Origin of the sequence: Paraflavisolibacter caeni (genome assembly GCF_025628885.1) — a bacterium.
Classification (GTDB): Bacteria; Bacteroidota; Bacteroidia; order Chitinophagales; family Chitinophagaceae; genus Flavisolibacter; species Flavisolibacter caeni.
The window spans coordinates 148,030-162,882 of the sequence record NZ_JAOTIF010000014.1 but is presented as its reverse complement, the minus strand read 5'-3'; the positions used below and the strand labels follow the sequence as shown (position 1 = coordinate 162,882).

The 14,853-nt window shown below is 44.4% G+C and carries 9 protein-coding genes; 4 read left to right on the top strand and 5 right to left on the bottom strand.

Annotated elements, in window-relative coordinates:
* The first annotated feature begins 747 nt into the window (after positions 1-747).
* Positions 748-3,663, top strand: coding sequence for a serine hydrolase domain-containing protein (locus OCK74_RS16540; protein WP_279298169.1), 2,916 nt, complete (start codon positions 748-750; stop codon positions 3,661-3,663).
* 154 nt (positions 3,664-3,817) lie between these two features.
* On the opposite strand, the gene uvrB is transcribed toward OCK74_RS16540, so the two are convergent.
* The 3 genes from uvrB to recA all read right to left on the bottom strand — a co-directional run bounded on the left by uvrB (position 3,818) and on the right by recA (position 8,148).
* Complete coding sequence (gene uvrB, locus OCK74_RS16535) at positions 3,818-5,854, bottom strand: excinuclease ABC subunit UvrB (RefSeq protein ID WP_279298168.1); 2,037 nt, start codon at positions 5,852-5,854, stop codon at positions 3,818-3,820.
* 220 nt (positions 5,855-6,074) lie between these two features.
* Entirely contained in the window at positions 6,075-6,527 is a 453-nt protein-coding gene (locus OCK74_RS16530) for a methylglyoxal synthase (RefSeq protein WP_279298167.1), read from the bottom strand.
* Positions 6,528-7,146: 619 nt separating this feature from the next.
* Complete coding sequence (recA, locus tag OCK74_RS16525) at positions 7,147-8,148, bottom strand: recombinase RecA (RefSeq protein WP_279298166.1); 1,002 nt, start codon at positions 8,146-8,148, stop codon at positions 7,147-7,149.
* A gap of 158 nt (positions 8,149-8,306) precedes the next feature.
* On the opposite strand from recA, the gene OCK74_RS16520 reads away from it, so the two are divergent.
* From OCK74_RS16520 to OCK74_RS16510, 3 genes are all read left to right on the top strand, one after another.
* Positions 8,307-8,918 carry a YdeI/OmpD-associated family protein gene (locus tag OCK74_RS16520; protein ID WP_279298165.1) on the top strand — a complete coding sequence of 204 codons (612 nt, stop codon included), beginning with the start codon at positions 8,307-8,309 and terminating at the stop codon, positions 8,916-8,918.
* 652 nt (positions 8,919-9,570) lie between these two features.
* Positions 9,571-10,644, top strand: a complete 1,074-nt coding sequence (locus tag OCK74_RS16515; protein ID WP_279298164.1) for a glycosyltransferase — start codon at positions 9,571-9,573, stop codon at positions 10,642-10,644.
* A gap of 466 nt (positions 10,645-11,110) precedes the next feature.
* Positions 11,111-11,989, top strand: a complete 879-nt coding sequence (locus OCK74_RS16510) for a DMT family transporter (protein WP_279298163.1) — start codon at positions 11,111-11,113, stop codon at positions 11,987-11,989.
* A gap of 75 nt (positions 11,990-12,064) precedes the next feature.
* Here the strand turns inward: OCK74_RS16510 and OCK74_RS16505 are convergent, their stop codons facing one another.
* The gene (locus OCK74_RS16505; protein WP_279298162.1) at positions 12,065-12,565 is read right to left on the bottom strand and encodes a SixA phosphatase family protein; all 501 of its coding nucleotides are present in this window, start codon (positions 12,563-12,565) and stop codon (positions 12,065-12,067) included.
* 253 nt (positions 12,566-12,818) lie between these two features.
* Positions 12,819-14,666, bottom strand: a complete 1,848-nt coding sequence (locus OCK74_RS16500; protein ID WP_279298161.1) for an amidophosphoribosyltransferase — start codon at positions 14,664-14,666, stop codon at positions 12,819-12,821.
* Positions 14,667-14,853 lie beyond the last annotated feature (187 nt).

Below are 14,853 nucleotides of genomic sequence, written 5' to 3'. Positions count from 1 at the left end.
TTTTTCCACTTCTTTTTCTTGTTCCCCCTATAATGCTTCACCACAAAGCACTTCCCAATCGAGCCCCGGATCATGCCTAACAAGAGTCTAGGTACCTGCTTGCCATCCTTGATCACCACCCTTTCTTTACTATTGATATAGACCTGTTTCATCTTTCTGATTCATTTACCCCCTAAAGCTACTGCCCCCCATCCACAAGCAAAAACCTCCTGGCCGCTTTGGCATAAAATGGCAGGAAATGACCGCTTTTGTCCACCCCCAGCTCCAGCTTTCCAGCAGGGATCCTTCGTAGATCAAGTATACCTGAAGCATACCATCAGTATACCTAGAGTATGACAACAGTATGCCCCCTTCGTTCCTAAACCTCAAAAAAGCATCTTTTCTTCCCCTTTCTCAATCTCCAATAAAACCCGGACTCCTCCATCAAAAAATCCTATTCCTCCCTTTCTAATCGTGCAAATCCGCGGTTCATCTTTCGTTGCTCAGCCCTACCTGAGCCCTACTGAATCCATAGCTAAGCCTAGGAAAAGCCTAGAAAACCACTTTTATCTCCCATATCATGCCATTCCAATACCCCAATACCTCATTTCACCTTTCCCTATGGACCAATAATCAATAATTAATTATTAATAATCCAGCATCTGCTATCCATCATCTTCCTCCTACTTGCTCCCTAGATACTCCCTACCAACTCCCCAAACACCCGTTACAACTTTTGGCCTAAATTGTGCCTTTGATGGTCCTCATATGAAGAAATCTCTCTTAGCAATATTATTTTCAAGCATAGGTCTTGCCTCAATAGCCCAATATAAAAGTACCCTGTCAGCCTCCGAATGGGTGGATAGTGTTTTCAATTCCCTTTCCAAAGATGAAAAGATTGCACAACTTATAGTGATCAGGGCCCATAGCAACCTAGGACCTGATCATGTGGAGCAGGTTACCAACTTAATAACCAAATACAACGTTGGAGCCCTTTGCTTTTTCCAGGGTGGCCCTGTTCGCCAGGCTAATCTCACCAATCAATACCAGGCTATTGCCAAAACACCATTGATGATTACCATTGATGGCGAATACGGCCTGGGTATGCGGCTCGATAGCGTTGCCCGGTTTCCCTATCAGGCCACATTAGGCGCATTAACTGATACTGCCATCATTTACCAGATGGGCAGGGCCGTCGGAAGACAGATGAAGCGCATAGGCGTGCATGTAAATTATGCACCAACGGTTGATGTAAACAACAATCCGGCTAACCCTGTTATCGGCTTCCGCTCTTTTGGTGAGGACAAGAATAAAGTAGCCCGCTTTGGCGTGGCCTATATGCGCGGAATGCAGGACGAAGGCATCATGGCCTGCGCCAAGCACTTCCCAGGCCATGGCGATACAGAGGTGGACTCCCATCTGGACCTGCCCGTGATCAACAAGAGCATGGCGCAACTGGATTCCCTGGAACTGTATCCTTTCAAAGAACTCATCAAAGCCGGCGTGGGCAGTGTGATGAATGCACACCTGTTTATCCCGGCTATTGATAAATCACCAAACCGCCCTACTTCTCTTTCCAAAAAGTCAGTTACTGACCTGCTGCGCAAGAAACTGAATTTCACAGGTCTAAGCGTTACTGATGCTTTGGAGATGAAAGGGGTTACCAAGTTCTTCCCTGCAGGCGATGCTGCAGTTCAGGCGCTGCGGGCTGGCAACGATATGTTGTGCCTCCCGGACAACGTGGAGTTTGCTATGGCTGCTATCAAAAAAGCTATCGCTAAGAAGAGGCTTTCCTGGAAGGACATCGATAAGAAGGTGAAAAAGGTGCTGTATGCCAAATACAACCTTGGTCTTTACCAAAAACAATGGATTGATACCACCAACCTGGTCCGTGATGTAAATGCAGAAATAAATGGCATCCGCTCCTTAGTGGCACGCAATACGGTTACTGTTATGCGCGACAGTCAGAATCTGTTGCCATTAACCAAGGGCAGGAAGCTGGCCTACATCGGCTTCGGACTGACTGCTCCAAATGAATTTAGCCGCCGCATGCAACAGGAGCATAATGCCGATATTTACCTGGTCTCTTATAAAGAGGGCGACGACAGGGCTGATTATATCTTACAACAGGTCAAGGAGAAAAACTATGATGAGATCATTGCAGGCGTGCACAATTATAACCTGCGCCCTGCGAATAACTTTGGTCTGAGTGCCAGCGCCCTGCAGTTGTGGAACAACCTGCCGCAGGCTAAAACTGCCACGCTCTTGTTTGGTAATGTATATGCCGCCGGTAACTTCTGCCAGGCACCCACACTGGCAGCCTTCCACCAGGACGATTCAATTACACATGAGGCTGCTGCGGATTTTATGAGCAATGAATTGTCTGCAAAAGGAAAGCTGCCGGTCTCCGTGTGCGACCTTCCTTTTGGAAAAGGCCTTACAATGATCAATTATTATCCTGGCCCTACATCTACTGCATGGATCAAAATAGATAGCTTGGTTTCCAACGCCATTTTACAGGGTGCTTTTCCCGGCGCTGTGGTGTTGGTTGCCAAAGATGGTGAGATCAAATACCATAAAGCTTTTGGCAATTACGAATATGATGTTTCCCGTTCCGTAAATCTGGAAACCATCTTTGACCTGGCTTCTGTCACAAAGATTTCTGCCACTACTATTGCAGTCATGAAGTTGTACGAACAGGGAAAACTGGACCTCAAAAAGACCATCGGCGACTACCTGCCATGGACAGTAGGAACCAATAAGGCTCGTTTGCACATAGATGATATCTTGCTGCACCAGGCTGGTCTGACTCCCTTTATTCCCTTTTACAGGGAAACAATAGATTCAGCAGGTCATCCTTTAATGGGCTCCATTTACAGCAGTGTGCCCAAAGAAGGCTATACGATACCGGTAGCCCAGAACCTTTACCTGCGCAATGACTGGCAGGATACTTTATTCAAACGCATCCTGGCCAGCCCTCTTTCTGCTCCCAACCGCTATGTATACAGCGACAACGACTTTATTTTCCTGGGAAAGATTGTGGAAGCAATTAGCGGTGTACCCCTGGATGAATATGTTTCCCAGAACTTCTATCAGCCTATGGGCATGTCCTCAACAGGTTTCAAGCCTCTGTATAAATTCAATGGTAATCAGATCATTCCAACGGAAGTAGAAAGGAACTTCCGGGAACAGTTGATACACGGTTATGTGCATGATGAAGGAGCCTCTCTCTTTGGAGGCGTTGCTGGTCACGCCGGCTTGTTTTCCAATGCCTACGACTTGCTGAAGCTCTGCCAGATGTTGCTCAATGGCGGGGAGTTCAATGGTACCAGGTACCTGAAGCCAGAAACCATACGCATGTTTACTTCCTATCAAAGCAAACACAGCCGCCGTGGATACGGCTTTGATAAACCGGAAAAAGATAACGCCACCCGTTCTAATCCTTATCCTTCGGCCTCTGCATCTCCCGAAACATTCGGTCATACCGGCTTTACCGGCACCTGTGTCTGGATCGATCCGAAGTATAAACTGGTCTACATCTTCCTGTCAAATCGCGTATACCCCACCAGGGAAAACAACAAACTTTCCAAAATGGATGTACGCACCAACATCCAGGAAGCTATCTACGAAGCCATCAGGAAGGAAGACAAGCAACAAAATATTATCCTTGCCCAAGGTAAATAAGTATTCTTCTCAACTAAAAACAAAGCAGAGGGTACAAGTATCAAGTAATCATCACTTGCAACTTGTACCCTCTGTTTCATTCCAATCAACCACTATCAACCTTCATTCCAGTACTTCTATTATTTTAATTTTTCTCCAAACCTCTGTCATCAAATCACCCCTTTACCTTCATTCCTTCTAACGTCTTCTGAAGGCTGAACATCTCATCCCTCAGCCTTGCTGCTTCCATAAAGTCAAGGTCGCGGGCTGCCTTTTCCATTTCCTTCTTCGTCTTGGCAATAGCCTTTTCAATTTGCGGAATGGTGGTATAAGTTCCTTGCTCTTCAGCCGCTTTAGACACAATTTCTTCCACGGCATAAGGTGAATGTGGATCATAACCTTTGATGTCCAATACAGAAGTCTGGGCCATGATCTGGTCTTTCGATTTGGAAACTGTCTTGGGAACAATACCGTGTGCAGTATTGTAAGCCAATTGCTTCTCCCGCCTGCGGTTCGTTTCATCCATTGTGCGTTGCATACTGTGCGTGATCTTATCCGCATAAAAGATCACCTTTCCTTCAACATTACGGGCAGCACGTCCTGCTGTCTGGGTCAGGGAACGTTCATTTCTCAGAAAGCCTTCCTTGTCTGCATCCAGGATGGCTACCAAAGAAACCTCCGGCAAGTCCAACCCTTCCCTGAGCAGGTTCACACCTACCAATACGTCAATAACACCCAGGCGCAGGTCCCTTAGGATTTCTATCCGCTCCAGCGTATCCACATCACTGTGTATGTATTTCGACTTGATGTCAATGCGTTTCAGGTATTTGTCCATCTCCTCTGCCATTCGTTTGGTCAACGTAGTTACTAATACACGAGCACCTTTCTTCACACGTTTATCAATTTCATCCAACAGGTCATCGATCTGGTTCACACTGGGGCGTACTTCAATCGGCGGTTCCAGCAAACCGGTTGGACGTACCACCTGCTCAACCACAACACCTTCTGTCTGTTCCAGTTCGTAGTCCCCTGGCGTAGCACTCACATAAATAATCTGGTTAATGAGACTTTCAAACTCATGAAAGTTCAATGGTCTGTTGTCCAATGCTGATGGCAATCGGAAACCATAATCTACCAGGTTCAGTTTGCGGCTGCGGTCACCTCCATACATACCACTTATTTGCGGAACAGTCTGGTGGCTCTCATCAATGACACACAAAAAGTCTTTAGGGAAGTAATCCAGCAAACAGAATGGTCGGGTACCGGGCTTTCTCCGGTCAAAGAAGCGGGAGTAGTTTTCGATACCATTACAAAAGCCAAGCTCACGAATCATTTCCAGGTCATATTCCACTCTTTCTTTCAGGCGCTGTGCTTCAATGAACTTTCCTACGCTCTTAAAATAATCCACCTGTGCAGCCATTTCATCCTGTATCTCGTAGACCACCTGTTGCATGATGTCTTTAGGTGCTACATAAAGATTGGCAGGAAATATTGCCGCATTATCCATTTTGCCTATGCGCTTGCTGGTCTCTATTTCTATGCTTTCTATTTCTTCAATCTCGTCGCCAAAGAAAGTGATCCGGTAACCGAAGTCTACATAAGGCAGGTTAATATCTACCGTATCTCCCTTCACCCGGAAAGTTCCCCTGGTAAACTCAATACTGGTCCTTGTATAGAGAGAGTTCACAAGAGCATGCAGGAATCCCTGTCGGGAAATTCGTTCGCCCTTTGCAATACGTATAATACCGCTTTCATAATCAGTAGGGTTTCCCATACCGTAAATACAACTCACACTGGCTACTACGATAATATCTCTACGGCCGGAAAGCAGGCTGGTCGTTGCCCGCAGTCTCAATTTGTCCAACTCTTCGTTAATATTCAGGTCTTTCTCTATGTATGTATCCGTAACGGGCAGGTAAGCCTCTGGTTGGTAGTAATCGTAATAAGACACAAAATACTCCACGGCATTATCGGGGAAAAACTGTTTGAACTCCCCGTACAACTGTGCTACCAGTGTCTTGTTATGTGTCAGCACCAAAGTGGGTTTCTGCACATTCTGGATCACATTTGCAATACTGAACGTTTTACCCGAGCCTGTAACACCAAGCAATACCTGGTGCTGCTCACCAGAGAGCACTCCTTCGCTCAACTGTTCTATAGCCGAAGGCTGGTCTCCCGCCGGCTGATATGGAGATTGAATATGAAATGGCATTTTATAAAATTAGCGTATGCAAATTAGCGAATGAAGAAACAATAAGACCTATAAGGCTTCCGGCGGATAGCTTTCTGGTAAGAAGCCTCCCGCAAAACCTTATAGGTCCATTAATTAGTTACAATAATTATGCAGCCCATTGTTAATGAATCATTTAAATGTCAGAGCAGTCCCATAATTTCCATTCAAATCATTCATTTGCTCGTCATTCTCCTTCCTATCACACTGGTCTTGTTAGGTAAGAGCTGTAATCAGGAATTGTTATAGTGTAGTCTTCATCCATTAAGGATGACTTTAATATATAGTCTGCTGTAGTGCGGTTGCAAGCCATCAGGATGTTCCAGGCTACTGCCAGCCGCAACAAGGCTTTTACATCACTGTCATGGGGTTGTGCTTCCATGGGATCCCAGAAAAACACAATAAGATCAATCTCTCCTTCTGCTATCATCGCACCTATCTGCTGGTCGCCACCAAGTGGACCACTAAATAATTTTGTAACTGGTAGGTTTAATTTTTCTTGCAGTAGTTTGCCAGTTGTACCTGTTGCAAACAACTTATGGCTGGCCAACATGTTCCTATTATACTCTGCCCATTCAATCAGTTCTTTCTTTTTATGATCGTGCGCCACCAGAGCAATTCTTTTGGCAACACTTAATTTTCTAGTTTCTTCCATATTCCTATTATAAAATGGTGAATATAGAAAACTATTAGGATTGGAATTCAGGAATTTAGAATACTTCAGGATGATTTAATGATGGGTTTATAGTGCTCTGGCAAACAGAAAATTATTAGCCAGAATAAAAATCAAGAGATTACATATATGGCAAAGTATTTGTAGAAAAATATACGCAGATTTAAAAGCTAACTTATCAAGCATATTTCTGAAAAACCACCCCTACACCGTACTCGCTTGTTAATATGTAGAAATATAGTATCCAATTCCTTTCGAAACCATTCTTTTTACCTATGATTAGCCATTTAAAACAAAAAGAGGCCTCAATAAAAGGGCCTCTTTTACTTTTAAAGCGAAAGAAGCTCTTTTATAATCTAATGCCTTTTGTGAGATTGGTACGGATCGGCATATCTTATTAGACTGTTAGGAGTGCAATTGGTTTAAATGAGACAATATTTTTTTAAGCCTATGGTTTAATTGATGTATAACAGTCAGATAATCAGGGTAGTTTATAAATTGCATGGCCCTCAGTAATAAAAAAATCCCGTCTGTTGAGGACGGGATCTAGTCTGTTCTTATATGTTACCTAACTAATTATGCTATTGAGCATTGTTGAAACTTATGCTCCTTGCAATTCTTTGATCTTCTCTCTGATTTTTCCTTCGATCTCATCAGACAAGGCTGGATTATCCTGAAGCAAAGATTTAACAGCTTCGCGCCCTTGCCCAAGTTTATCAGAGTTGTAGCTAAACCAGCTTCCGCTTTTTTGTACAATACCCAATTCAACACCAGTATCCAGTATTTCGCCAATCTTGGAAATACCTTCACCAAAAATGATATCGAATTCGGCTGAGCGGAAAGGAGGCGCCACTTTGTTTTTTACCACTTTTACTTTTACACGGTTGCCCACAGCTTCATCGCCATCTTTGATTTGGCTCATACGGCGGATGTCCAGGCGCACAGAAGCATAGAATTTCAGGGCGTTACCACCGGTTGTAGTTTCAGGGTTACCGAACATTACACCGATCTTTTCACGCAATTGGTTGATGAAAATACAAATGGTATTGGTTTTACTGATCGTTGCAGTCAGCTTGCGCAAAGCCTGTGACATCAAACGAGCTTGCAATCCCATTTTAGAATCACCCATTTCACCTTCTAACTCACCTTTAGGTACTAAAGCAGCCACAGAGTCGATTACCACAACATCCAATGCTCCAGACAGGATCAGGCGGTCAGCAATTTCAAGAGCCTGCTCGCCATAGTCGGGTTGAGAGATGAGGAGGTTGTCTACGTCTACACCCAGCTTTTGTGCATATGCACTATCAAAGGCATGCTCGGCGTCAATAATGGCGCACATGCCGCCTTTCTTTTGAGCTTCAGCAATTACGTGGGTAGCCACAGTGGTTTTACCAGAGCTTTCAGGACCGTATATTTCTACAATACGGCCTCTAGGCAAACCACCAACGCCCAAGGCAGAGTCCAGGCCTATAGAACCGGTGGATACTACTTCCATTTGCTGTTCGCCTTTTTCGTTCATCATCATTACACTGCCCTTACCAAAGTCCTTTTCGATTTTGTCCATGGTAAGCTTAAGTGCTTTTAGTTTTTCGCTATTTGACATGTTTGTTAATTGAAAATGTTAGAAGAATGAGTATTTAAAATTAAGCTTTTCAGCCACTTTCATTCTTATTTTTTTGAAGTTGTAAAACTAATATTTTTAGCACGAAAAACCGAAATAAATACTCATTTTTTCCCTATTTTGCCGCTTAAAAAGTAGCAATGGCAGCTCCCAAAAAGGACGCAAAAGAGCAGGTTACGAACTATATAGAAACGCTTCCCACCTGGTCCCAAAATATATGTAATAGATTGAGGGATATCATATTAAGCGCGAATCCCTCCATTGTGGAAGACTGGAAGTGGGGGCCTAATTATAATAGTAATGGAATGATTTGCGGCTATGGGGCTGGTCAAAAACATGTAAAGTTTACCTTCTTTAATGGGTCGGCAATGAGTGATGGAAAAAATCTATTCAATCATTGCGTTGATAATGAATTTAGCAGAAGTATTAAATATACGGATGAAAGCCAAATAGATGAATTGGCGCTGGCTGAGTATATAAAAGAATCAATTGCGGTCAACCAAAAGGGTTTTAAGAGGGAAGTCAAAGACAAGACCGTAGATGTACCTTCTGAATTGCTGGAAGCTTTATTAGAAAACGAGAAGGCGAAAGCCTTTTTTGATGCCCTGAGTTATGGGTACAAGAAAGAGTTTGTTGAACTGGTAACCACAGCCAAACAGGAAAAGACCAGGAATGAACGCATTGCTAAGGTGGTCAGTTATTGTGCTGAAGGGAAGAAGTTAAACGATAAGTATAAGACTAAAACAGTCTAAAGTAATTAAACAAATTAGAGGAGGGCAATTTACACAGCTCTGCTATGCAGCAAGGAGGTATTGCTTAGCGAATTGAAATTGTGATGTAAAGTTTCAAATAAGTTAGAAGGAAGAGGTAATGATGGCTATTTGAAGGGTGCAATTGACTGTTGCCATTAATTTTTGTTGATCAGAAAGTAGAAAGGCTTTAAATCTGTTAATGTAACAGCCTTTAGAATTGCTTTCTGTTCACGGGTAATGAATGTACGTTTTACTAATTCGTGGGAAGAGCAGAAAACCTCATTAGACTCTACTCTTAGTAAAATTTTATGAAGACATTCAACAGCTTTTTCAAGCGCCTCCTGATTGACTATGGACTTATACAATAGTAAAAGGTCCCGATTATGGTTTTTCATATAACATTACTTTTAATATCCTACCATTCCTTTTTTGCTGGGACATCCACAATTATTCCCTTTACCAGTACCGGAGTAGAAGTTTTTCTGACAACCGGTTACCATAAATACCATTGTCAAGAACAGTGCCATACAGAAAAAGTTTTTTCTCATTTTAATAATAGTAATTTAATTAAAAATAAACGTAAAAAGCAAGCGAATTGGTGTGCTCTGCAAAAAATAATACAAATATTTGTTCTAAGCAAATAAAACGGATTTTGCTGGCCCCACTTGATTGGGGGTTAGGGCATGCTACCCGCTGTATACCCTTGATTGACAGACTGCTCAAGGATGGCCATGAAGTTTACCTGGCGGGTGATGGACGGATCAAAACACTGCTTTTGCAGGAGTTTCCGAATCTGCATTTCCTTTCACTAAAGGGATATGATGTTTATTATGCCAGGACAAAGAAGGGATTGTTATTTACTATGCTTCAGCAGGTTCCAAAGATCCTGAAGGCCATCCGGTATGAGCATCATTGGTTGGATGATGCCATGAAGAAGTACCATTTTGATATGGTGATCTCTGATAACCGCTACGGTCTCTATCATCCTGATGCTTATTCGATTTTCATCACCCACCAATTATTAATCAGGGCTCCTTACAGGTGGATGGAGCAAATGCTTCAAAGGATCAATTATCGATTAATCAACAAGTTTGATGAATGCTGGGTTCCTGACCAAGAGCAACCTCCTTACCTGGCAGGGGAACTGGCACATCCTTCTTTGCTACCACGGATTAGAGTAAAGTACATTGGTCCTTTATCCAGGTTTCATCATGATAACTCTATTGAGGCTGGGCAGCATTTATTGATTCTTTTATCCGGACCAGAGCCTCAGCGTAGTATACTGGAGCAAAACATTTTATCGCAACTTGAAGGAATAGTTGGTAATGTGTTGATGGTGCGGGGGGTACCAGGAGAGGACAGGATTCCGGTAGCTGCTCCTCATGTGGTGATTAAGAACCATCTGCCTGCCGATCAAATGAAAGATGCTTTATTGCAAGCATCAATGGTGATTAGCAGGTGTGGGTATAGTACGGTTATGGACCTGATGGCAGTCAGGAAGAAAAGTATTCTAATTCCGACTCCTGGTCAGACTGAGCAGGAATACCTTGCGCGGCACCTGATGGAGCAACACCTGGCGTTATGTATTCCGCAGGATACATTCAATCTGCAAGCGGCCCTTTCATTGGCATCTTCATTTCCTTACCAAACTTGTGTATTTGATTGGGATCAGGATAAGTTTGAGAATATTATTGGAGATATGGGAAGGATAAATGACAGCAATTAGGAGCCTGGGGAATGACGAATGGGGTATTGAGGTATGGAGTTGGAAGTTTGGAGTTTGAAGTTTGAAGTTGGGGGGGCAAAACTTGGAGGATGGGGGTTGGTTTTGTATCTTTAGGACCAGCTCCATTGACTCCGTTCAGAGCTTTTTAGGGCGTTCTGCCTGTAGGTTGTTTTCCCCTTCTTTATGAGCAGTTGCTCCATTCAGATCGAAGCATAGTCGAAAGATGGTCGAAAGATGGTCGAAAGATAGTCGAAGGATGATCGAAGGATGGTCGAAGGATGGTCGAAGTAGCCTAGCCTTAAGTACGGCTATGGTACGGCTTAAGTACGGCTTAGATATGGAGTAGGTAGGGAGTATCCATACTCCAAGTATGCTTCAGCAACGAGGATGTATGTAGTCGGGGTGGACAAGACAGGTCAAAAGTGGTCATTTAACTCCTGATTCTGCATTAGCTTTGCGCCTCATTGTGAAAACGACTACAAAAGCACACCTGGCGGTTTTAGGGACTAATTTCTTTTTTGCGGCAAACTATACTTTCATCAAATATATTTCTCCCGCACTCATCAGACCTTATGCTCTTAACGTGGCAAGGGTGGGGGGAAGCCTTATCCTGTTTTGGATCATGTGGTTAATGAGTAAGACCTCAGCCCGCATACAAAAGCAGCATATCGGGCGATTTCTGTTGTGCGGACTTACAGGAGTGGCCATCAACCAAACACTTTTTATTAAAGGTATTACACTCACTTCTACCATCCATGCCTCTCTGCTCGTGCTTGCAACACCCCTGGTGATTACTGTTATTGCTTTTTGGGCATTGAAGGAGCGGCTGAACCTGGCTAAAGGCGCGGGATTGCTGCTGGGCATATCAGGAGCAGCGTTGCTGGTTGCTACTAAGGAGAGCAGCCAACATGCTTCGAATTATTTGCTTGGTGATCTATTGATCTTGATCAATTCGATATCGTATGGCGCTTATTTTATACTGGTAAAGCCGTTAATGCGCGCGTATTCACCCCTGCACGTTATCCGTTGGGTATTTGTGTTTGGCTTTTTGATGATCCTGCCTTTCGGCTGGCATGAGGCCAGTGAGATTCCATGGGGCCAATTCAATGCCACACATTTTCTTTCACTATTCGCTATTGTTTTTACAGGTACTTTCCTGGCCTATTATTTTACAGCTTATGGGCTGCAGCATCTTGGGGCCGGGGTTACCGGGACTTACATTTACACACAACCGTTTTTTGCCGTGCTCATTTCCATGATTGTTTTGTCCGAAGTACTAACCGTTCAAAAGCTGTTAGCTGCAGCGTTGATTTTCAGCGGGGTATATTTGGTAAATCGGAAATAGGTAGCAGTGTATAGTCAATGGTGAATGGACCATTGGTTGCTGGTAATTGGTGCTTGCTCTATGCCAGTTGATTCGTTATGCTTCCATGGGGTTTTTGGGGTAATCGAAGAATAGAAAGCTCTTTTCGCTTTGTTCGAAGTCGGCCCAGGTGTCGGTATTTGCTGTTACTGCAAAGATGGAACAGGTAGGCATGTCGTCGATGCGGACCTGCGAGAGAGTGTTGGCAAACTCCGTGATGCCGGGATTGTGGGAGAACAGTATGGCTACGTCATGCTTGTTTTTAATGTCCCTGATGGCTTCTGTAAAAGCGGAGGGGGTAGCCATGTAAAGTTTATCTGCAATAACAATATCCTTTTTATCTAAGCCGTATTCTTCGGCGAAGAAACGGGCTGTGCGCTGGGCGCGTTTGGCAGGGCTGGAGATAAAGGTGTCGATTTTGATGCCTTTATTTTTTAAGCGTTTAGCCATGATTGGGGCATCTGCTTTTCCGCGGTCGTTGAGTGGACGATCAATGTCGTCTATACCGGGATCGTTCCAATTGCTTTTGGCGTGTCTTACTAAGAGGAGTGTTTTCATACTTTAAACTTAAGTGGAAATTGATGAATTTCAAAGAGGAGGAGGGACAGTTGCTGTTAATGCTGAGAGGGAGCGGTGTGGGAGGATGTGTGTTTAAAGTGTATGATGAACAGGAGAATAGGTAATTCCGGGTTATAAACAATACCGGGTGATGAGATCTTGGGGAGGGGTTCTCCTTCGATCTCATCACCCGAATTGTTTGAGTGCTCTTTTATTTATTAGAAGGCTGTTATGAGCCTTGAGCTGTATTGGTTTAGTAACCTCTAACGTTACGGCCTTCCATGTAGTTCATGAAGGCTTTGTTGACTACGCGATTGCCACCGGGAGTCGGATAGTTTCCGGTGAAATACCAGTCGCCGAGGTTGTTAGGGCAGGCCATGTGCAGGGTTTCTATGCCCTGGTAAATGACATCAACCGGGAGGTCTACGTCTGCCGGAACAATCAGTTCTGCGATCTTTTTGGTGATCTCCTCGTTGGTGAAGCTCTTATAGACCTGCTTTACCACGTTTACCGTATGTAATTCATTTTTGTGGAGAAGGTGGAGACACTGATCGTAGAGTTCCTTCAGCGTATCCTCTTTACCTCTTTCCTTCAGGAGTTCCACAGCGGCGTTGAATGCAATAAAATCACCCAGTTTGCTCATGTCGATTCCGTAGCAGTCTGGATAGCGGATCTGGGGCGCAGAGGAAACAATGATAATACGTTTGGGCGACAGGCGGCTGAGCATGCGCACGATACTTTCTTTGAGCGTAGTACCACGGACAATGGAGTCGTCAATGACTACCAAAGTGTCGAGGTCTTTGCGAACGGTACCGTAGGTGATGTCGTATACGTGCTGCACCATTTCAGAACGGCTTACGTCTTCGGTGATGAAGGTGCGCATCTTGACGTCCTTGATGGCGATCTTTTCCATACGGATCTTACGGTTGATCATTTCTGATAACTTTTCCGCATCGACATTGCCATTCCAAGCCAGAATGCGTTCTATTTTGATCTTGTTCAGGTAGTCTTCGCAGCCTTTGATCAATCCATAGAAAGCGACTTCGGCAGTGTTGGGGATGAATGAGAAGATCGTGTTTCTCAGGTCGTAGTCAATTGCTTCCAGTACCGGTTTGCTCAGGTGATATCCGAGGGCACTGCGTTCGCGGTAGATCTTTTCGTCGCTACCGCGGGAGAAATAGATGCGTTCAAAGCTGCACGCGCGGCGCTCTTTGGGTTCCAGCACCTGCTCTATCTGGAAAGAACCATCTTCATATACAATCAATGCCTGGCCGGGCATCAGTTCTTGTACTTCATTTTCGCCTACGTTGAAAGTGGTGCGGATGGCAGCTCTTTCGGAGGCAGCCACAATCACTTCATCGTTTATATAATAATAAGAAGGGCGGATACCGTGCGCATCACGAAACACAAAGCCAATGCCATTACCGACGATGCCGCCCACGTGGAAACCGCCGTCGAACATAGGCAGTGCTCTTTTCAGGGCGGTAACAATGTCCATTTTGCCGGGAGATAGTTCATCGGCTTTTACCAGGAAGTGGTAGATAACTTCCATCAAGGCTGCGAGGTCGCTCTGGCGCTGGAAGTCGCCGGGTTCCATACCTATGGACTGGAAAAGTTCTTCGGTATTGATCAGGTTGAAGTTTCCAGCCAGTGCGAGGTTGCGGGCAGGGATGGTGTTGCGTTTGATGAATGGGTGGCAGAATTCAACGCTGTTCTTTCCCTGGGTGCCGTAGCGCAGGTGGCCGAGCAGCAGTTCGCCTAAATGAGACAAGTGGCCTTTCAACAAGCCAGGATGTTTACCTATATCGTTATTATACTTTTGAAGCTCTGCGTATTCCTGCCCAATCTGGCGGAAAATATCTGCAATGGGCTGCGGGTGATTACTACGAATACGGTTAAGGAAGGGGTAACCGGGTTCTACGTTTAGCTTGACTGAGGCAAGACCGGCGCCATCCTGGCCGCGGTTGTGCTGCTTTTCCATCAGCAGGTACATCTTGTTGAGACCCCACAATACTGTTTGGTATTTCTGCTGATAGTAGGAAAGAGATTTTCTTAGCCTGATGAATGCCAGACCGCATTCGTGTTTTATCGCGTCGCTCATGAGAATTTTTGAGAAGTCGCAAAGTTAAACTACTCTGTGATAGGATGAACTGTTGGTTGAAGGTTTTAACTGAATGATTGGAATGAAGAATGGAGGAGGAGTTGAATTGGAGTGGTAAGGGGGTGGACAATGGTTGGCAGGTCGATGGCATATGGGTGTGGTGGAATCATTTCCCTTCCCATACACC